The organism is Telluria sp. ZB2R32 (assembly GCF_059685715.1).
Map to the genome: position 1 here is coordinate 249,202 of NZ_JCASIG010000008.1, position 6,000 is coordinate 255,201.

The 6,000-nt window shown below is 64.0% G+C and carries 8 protein-coding genes and 2 pseudogenes; 6 read left to right on the top strand and 4 right to left on the bottom strand.

The features are described 5' to 3' along the window. Positions 1 to 47: 47 nt before the first annotated feature. Entirely contained in the window at positions 48 to 221 is a 174-nt protein-coding gene (locus AC56LG_RS21945; RefSeq protein ID WP_497168147.1) for a hypothetical protein, read from the top strand. A 72-nt stretch (positions 222 to 293) separates the two neighbouring features. Here the strand turns inward: AC56LG_RS21945 and AC56LG_RS21950 are convergent, their stop codons facing one another. After that, complete coding sequence (locus AC56LG_RS21950; RefSeq protein WP_497168148.1) at positions 294 to 467, bottom strand: hypothetical protein; 174 nt, start codon at positions 465 to 467, stop codon at positions 294 to 296. Positions 468 to 526: 59 nt separating this feature from the next. After that, positions 527 to 706, bottom strand: coding sequence for a hypothetical protein (locus AC56LG_RS21955; RefSeq protein ID WP_497168149.1), 180 nt, complete (start codon positions 704 to 706; stop codon positions 527 to 529). 193 nt (positions 707 to 899) lie between these two features. On the opposite strand from AC56LG_RS21955, the gene AC56LG_RS21960 reads away from it, so the two are divergent. After that, a complete protein-coding gene (locus AC56LG_RS21960) occupies positions 900 to 1,769 on the top strand; it encodes an alpha/beta hydrolase family protein (RefSeq protein ID WP_497168150.1) in 870 nt (289 codons plus the stop codon). Here the strand turns inward: AC56LG_RS21960 and AC56LG_RS21965 are convergent. Beyond that, a complete protein-coding gene (locus AC56LG_RS21965; RefSeq protein WP_497168151.1) occupies positions 1,738 to 2,034 on the bottom strand; it encodes a 2Fe-2S iron-sulfur cluster-binding protein in 297 nt (98 codons plus the stop codon). The two genes, AC56LG_RS21960 and AC56LG_RS21965, sit on opposite strands and share 32 nt — an antisense overlap. Positions 2,035 to 2,170: 136 nt before the next feature. Here AC56LG_RS21965 and AC56LG_RS21970 point away from each other — a divergent pair, with 136 nt between their 5' ends. Further along, the gene (locus AC56LG_RS21970; RefSeq protein ID WP_497168152.1) at positions 2,171 to 3,196 is read left to right on the top strand and encodes a L,D-transpeptidase family protein; all 1,026 of its coding nucleotides are present in this window, start codon (positions 2,171 to 2,173) and stop codon (positions 3,194 to 3,196) included. A 25-nt stretch (positions 3,197 to 3,221) separates the two neighbouring features. After that, positions 3,222 to 3,923 carry a M23 family metallopeptidase gene (locus AC56LG_RS21975; RefSeq protein WP_497168153.1) on the top strand — a complete coding sequence of 234 codons (702 nt, stop codon included), beginning with the start codon at positions 3,222 to 3,224 and terminating at the stop codon, positions 3,921 to 3,923. A 129-nt stretch (positions 3,924 to 4,052) separates the two neighbouring features. Here AC56LG_RS21975 and AC56LG_RS21980 read toward each other — a convergent pair. Beyond that, positions 4,053 to 4,760: pseudogene (locus AC56LG_RS21980) on the bottom strand (M4 family metallopeptidase); the annotation flags it as partial. Positions 4,761 to 5,299: 539 nt separating this feature from the next. Between AC56LG_RS21980 and AC56LG_RS21985 the strand changes: the two are divergent. Both AC56LG_RS21985 and AC56LG_RS21990 read left to right on the top strand, forming a co-directional pair. Further along, positions 5,300 to 5,764: pseudogene (locus AC56LG_RS21985) on the top strand (transposase); the annotation flags it as partial. Positions 5,765 to 5,814: 50 nt separating this feature from the next. Further along, positions 5,815 to 6,000: transposase (locus AC56LG_RS21990; protein ID WP_497168154.1), on the top strand; the 186-nt coding region annotated here is incomplete at its 3' end.

Here is a 6,000-nt window from a genome sequence, read left to right on the forward strand (position 1 = left end):
GCGGCGACTGTTAGGATTGTTCCAACATCGCACACGGAGGAAGCACCATGAATCAATCGCGACAACCAACCGATCCAGCGGCCAAGGGCGGCGCCATCCTGCACGAGGACGACATCGGCAGCGGCGAAAAAACGCCTGCAGAAAAGGAAACCGAAGAGATGATCAAGGAAATTCCGCCGCTCAAGGGCACCAACGGCAGCGACCAGCCTCCAAAGGAGTGAGCCGGCCGGAGCAGGCTTAATCGCGCAGTAAATGAAAGCGCCACCCTCGGGTGGCGCTTCTGTTTGCGGCTGCTAACTCGCGCGGATCGGCGGATCGGGAATCAACGGTTCCTCGACCGGCGCATGTACCGGATCGGGCACGTCGTCGGGCACCGGAATCGTCGGTGGCGGCTGCTCGGGGTCGGGCGTCGAATGGGCACGCAGCGTGTTCGCGCGTTCGCCGCCGTGCGGATCGATGGTAGTCATCTGCGTCCTTTCGTATCAGGTCATGTCACGGCGCGGCCCGGAGGCCGCGCCTGCATCCATCAGTGATTCTGCTTTTGCTTGGCGCCACCGCCGGCACCTTCGCCGGTGCTGGCGCGCTCGCGCGACATGTGGTCGTGGCTGCTCTTGTCTTCGGCGCCGGCGCGCTGCTTGGCCAGGTCGTCTTCCGACTTGTGGTCTTCCGGCTTGCTTGGGGCGTTATTGCTAGGCGATTCGCTCATAATCATTCTCCTGTGGCAGTTGAAAACATTAACGTTTTGCGCAGCCTAGCATGGAAGAACGGAGTCGGTTTTCAATCGTGCGCAGCGCGAAAAGATGCGTATAGTGCATGTTTTCTCCCCTTCTCTCCGGCACATGAAACTTCGCCTGCTGCTGCTCTCTACCCTTTTTCCGGCCCTCGTGTCGGCTGCTCCCATGAAACTTGCCGACTACATGGCCTTGAACGGCCCTGCCCCCAGCGCACGCGTTGCCTACGGCGCCGCGCCATCCCAGTATGCCGAACTGTTCCTGCCGCAGGGCGCCGGCCCCTTCCCGGTCGCGGTGCTGGTGCACGGCGGTTGCTGGACCGAGAAATTCGGCGGCATCGTCCAGCTGCGCAACATGGCGGGCGCGCTGGCGGCGCGCGGGATCGCGGTCTGGAACGTCGAATACCGCCGGGTCGACGAAGCCGGCGGCGGCTATCCGGGCATGTACGAAGACATGCACGCGGCGCTCGACACCCTGGCCGCGCAGGCGAGCGCGCACCGGCTCGACCTGGCGCGCGTGGTGGCGGTCGGCCATTCGGCCGGCGGCCAGCTGGTGCAATGGATTGCCGGGCGCGCGCGCATTCCCGCGTCCAGCCCGCTACATCGCACCAGCATGTTGCCGGTGCGCGCCGTCGTCAGCCTGGGCGGCCTCGCCGACCTGCGCCGCGAACGCGCGCTGATCAAGGAGAGTTGCGGGCGCGACACGCCGGAACTCGCCGGCTTGCCAAGCGCCACGCGGCCGGACGTCTACGCCGATACGAATGCTGCCGAACTGCTGCCCAACAGCAGCCACACGATCCTGGTGACGGGCGAGCTCGACACGATTTCTCCGCCGCGCGTGGCCCACGATTACGCGGCGCGGGCGCGCGCGGCGGGTGATGGCGCCGACGTGGTGATCCTGCCCGGCGCCAGCCACTACGACGAAGTGGCGGCGACCTCGCCTTCGTGGCCGCTGGTGATGGCGGCAATCGAACGCGCACTGGCGCACACTGGAGAGAAACCCGCGATCAAGCCCGCCGCTTCGCCAGCGGCGCGGTGACGACGAGATCGGAAGTCGGCACGGCGACGCAGGGCAACAGGTAATCTTCGCGCTTTTCCTCGATCGACAAGCCCGGCCACTCGACCAGGTAGCGCACGGTGCCGGACGCGAGCCGGCACAGGCAGGTGCGGCAGGTGCCGTTGCGGCAGGAACTGGGCAAATCGATGCCGGCCGCTTCCGCCGCCGCCAGCACGGTGACAGCCGCCGGGTCGGCCTGGAATGTACTGCCGAGAGGCAGCAGCGTGATGATATGGGAAGTCGTCATCCTGCGATTCTAGCCGCGATCTTCACGCCTAAGGGTGGCCTAAGGATGCGCCGAGGGCTGGGTTCGTTCGCGCACAGACCGCTCAGTGCTGCGGGCCTACGCTGGGGTTTCCTATCGTAAGTATTGCAGGTGCCATATGAAAAAAATCGTCGCTCCCCTCCTCCTCGCCCTCGTGACCGGCGCCATTCCATTTGCCGCCGCGGCCCAGGCTGTCCAGCAGGCGGCGCCGCAACCGGCAGTACAGCCGGCGCCACAAGCGGGCATGATCGCGCAGCCGGGCCAGGTGCTCACTCCCGAGGCCGCCGCACAGGAACGCGCCGAATTCGAACGCCTGCTGCGCGCCCAGGTGCTGCTCGACCGCCTGCATTTCTCGCCGGGCGAGATCGACGGCGCCTATGGCTCGAACATGCGCCAGGCCTTGAACTCGTTCCAGAAGTCGCGCAGCCTGGAAGCCACCGGCAAGCTCGACGACGCCACCTGGAACGCGCTCAACGGGGACACGACGCCGACCCTGACCAACTACGTGCTGACCGACGAAGACGTGGCCGGTCCCTTCCAGCCGATTCCGGAAGACATGATGGACAAGGCCAAGCTGCCCAAGCTCGGCTACACCAGCCCGCTCGAAGGCCTGGGCGAGAAATTCCACGCCAGCCCCGACCTGCTCGCGCGCCTGAACCCGGGCAAGAATTTCGCGCGCGCCGGCGAACAGATCGTCGTGCCGAGCGTGCACGGCGGCCCGGCCCTGCCGCAGGCATCGAAAGTCGTCGTCAGCGACAGCCGCAAGGTGCTGATGCTGTTCGACGCGTCCGAGCGCCTGATCGCCCAATATCCGGCCTCGACCGGCAGCCAGCACGATCCGCTGCCGCTGGGCACCTGGAAGATCGAAGGCGTGCACCCGAACCCGACCTACCACTACAACCCGAAACTGTTCTGGGATGCGCAACCGGGCGACAAGAAGGCGACCATTGCCGCCGGCCCGAACAACCCGGTCGGCGTGGCCTGGATCGACCTGTCCAAGCCGCACTACGGCATCCACGGCACGCCGGTGCCGAAGTTCATCGGCAAGACCGAATCGCATGGCTGCATCCGTTTGACGAACTGGAGCGCTGCCGAAGTGGCGGCTGTCGTGGCCGCCGGCACGCAAGTCGTGTTGCAGGAGTAACTTTACTTTTCCGGGAGGTGTGAGTATGAGATGGCTGCTGACGTTTCTGTTCGGCGTCGTGGTTGGCGCCGGCGGCTTGTTCGTCTACCTGCGCGAGATTGCCGACGCGCCCAATCCGATCATTACCGACGGCGGGGCGTTGCCGGCGCCGCCGCGCGATGTGCCGGCAGGCGCAAACGTGGCAGGCGAGCGCCTGGTGCAAACCGACCTGCACGAGGCCAGCCTGCCGATCCGCCCTGCCCCGCAATCGACCACGGCCACCCCGGCCGCACCGGAACTGACCGCCGGCGGCAGCATGCCGGCCAAGCTGCTGGTGCCGGTCGAAGGCGTGGCCTACGCCCAGCTGACCGACACCTTCGACCAGCCGCGCGGCCAGGAACGCCACCATGAAGCGCTCGACATCATGGCGCCGAAAGGCACGCCGGTGCGGGCGGCGGCCGACGGCAAGGTCGTCAAACTGTTCGACAGCAAACCCGGCGGCCTGACCCTGTACCAGTTCGACCCGAGCGAACAGCACGCCTACTATTACGCCCACCTCGATCGCTACGCCGACGGCATCAAGGAAGGCATGCAACTCAAGCGCGGCGACCTGCTCGGCTATGTCGGCGTGACCGGCAATTCCGACCCGAACGCGCCACACCTGCACTTCGCCGTGGTCGCGCTGACGCCGGAGAAGCAGTGGTGGAAAGGCACGCCGGTCAATCCGTATCCGTTGCTGGGGGATTGAGGAGCGGTCTGCACATGGTCGCGGTGCGCATGCGTGCGTTGAACGCGTGGGCGGCGTTCACGCTGGCTGGTTGCCGACTGCAACGATGAAGCCGCCCACCCTATATCCCTTGCGAAATATGTACGCGATTCAGCGATCCGTCGCTGCCAGCGCCGGCCCGGCCGGCGGCGGCTCGGCTGGCGTCGGCTCGTCGACATCCGCCCCCACATTGATCGCCGCATACGCCCGCTGCACGGCCACTGCCTCGCGGCTGGCGGCGCCGTACAGTTCCTGCGCGGCCTCGATCATCTTGGCGCGCGCTTCGGCGTAGTTGGTGCTCGAGGTGAACTTGGTCGTATTGGCCTTGAACCAGATGCGGAAAGCGGCGTCGAGGCCGATGCCGGTCATGGCTTGCGGCGACTTCACCAGGTATTTGCTGTAGTAGTCGCCCGCCGCGTCGGCCTTCGAACCCTGCGCCAGAAAGTAGAACATCCGGTTGTTCGGGCCGCTGCTGTAATGCACGTCCAGGCGCCGCAGCGAAGTGCTCCAGGCGTCCGGACTGCTGCCGTCCTTGCTGGGACGGTACATCCAGCGCAGCGGCTGGCCGTCGCGGGCGATCTCGGTGCCCAGCATCCAGTCGTTGCCGCTGGCGGGAATCTTGTCGCCGCTGCCGCCGGCGCGCGCATAGGCTTCGACGATTTCCCCGCCGATGTCCGAACTCGATTCGTTCAGGCCGCCCGACTCGCCCGAATACACCAGGTTCGAGGTGGCCGCCGTCACGCCGTGGCCCATCTCGTGGCCGATGACGTCGATCGAGCCGAGGCTGGTGAAACTCGAGCCGTCGCCGATGAACATGCAAAATCTTAGGTTCCGTAGGCCTTTATCGGACTCTTCCGTTCTTCAGCACTCACCTTTAGAGTGCTCCCTCGTTTCCCTATGAAGAACTGCTCCTCTCAAGCGTCGAATTTCGTGGTGCGAACTTTCCGATAAGACGGATACACTTATCGGAGAGGCGGGAAAGGTTGTCTAAACTTACTATCCGTGAAGAGTGAGGCGAAGCACATCGTATTGCAAAGCCGTGGCGCCGGGCATTATGAATTAGCGACCACCTGCAATCGCGCTTACTTTCCTCTAGGACTGGCCGGCATGTCGTTATGAATCGCCACGGCTTTGTTGAGCAAATCGAGCAAAGCCGAGCTGACGCTATTTGTAGTTGGTTTTATAACACTCGAACCCTGGTCGGGGTACCCAGTCGAGTCAGTACCCCTAACAAAACCCCTTGCTTGTCCTGACGGCAACACCGTACACTGGGCCAATCTGAACGTCTGCTACCGGCCTTGGATTCAACTGGTCAATGCAACACACTAAACTCTGCATGAGCAGAAGGAGTGTTGCGGATGAAGCAGAGACCTAGAATCTACTATACAGAGACCCAGAAGGCGCTCATGTGGGAGCGTTGGAAGAAGGGCGAATCGCTGCATCAAATTGCCGCGCTGTTCGATCGAAATCACTCATCGATACAGCGAATTCTTGCCGAGTCTGGCGGCATTCGCCCTGCGCAAAGGCAGCGATCAAGGTTGGCCTTGTCGCTGGCAGAGCGGGAAGAGATATCGCGCTCGTTAGCTGCTGGTCATCCGATCCGGCGAATCGCCCAACTTCTCGGACGAGCACCTTCTACAGTTAGCCGCGAGATCCGCCGGAATGGCGGTCAGACGAGCTATCGAGCAAACTGTGCCGACGATGCTGCCTGGACGCGCGCCCAACGTCCCAAGACATGTAAGCTGGTGGACAATCCTTTGCTGGCAGAAATCGTGGCCACCAAACTTCAATTACAGTGGGCGCCAGAGCAAATTGCCGGGTGGTGAATCGCCCCGGGTTTTGTAGAGGCTCCATTGTTTGAGAGAATGGAGCTATGAAAAAGCAACCCAAGTATTCCCCCGAAGTCATCGAGCGCGCCGTGCGCATGGTCAGCGAAGCCGGGAGCCAGTACGAGTCGCAGTGGGCGGCGATCACGTCGATCGCGGCCAAGATCGGCTGCACGCCGGAGACGCTGCGCCGCTGGGTACGCCAGCAGGAGCGTGACACGGGCCAGCGCTCA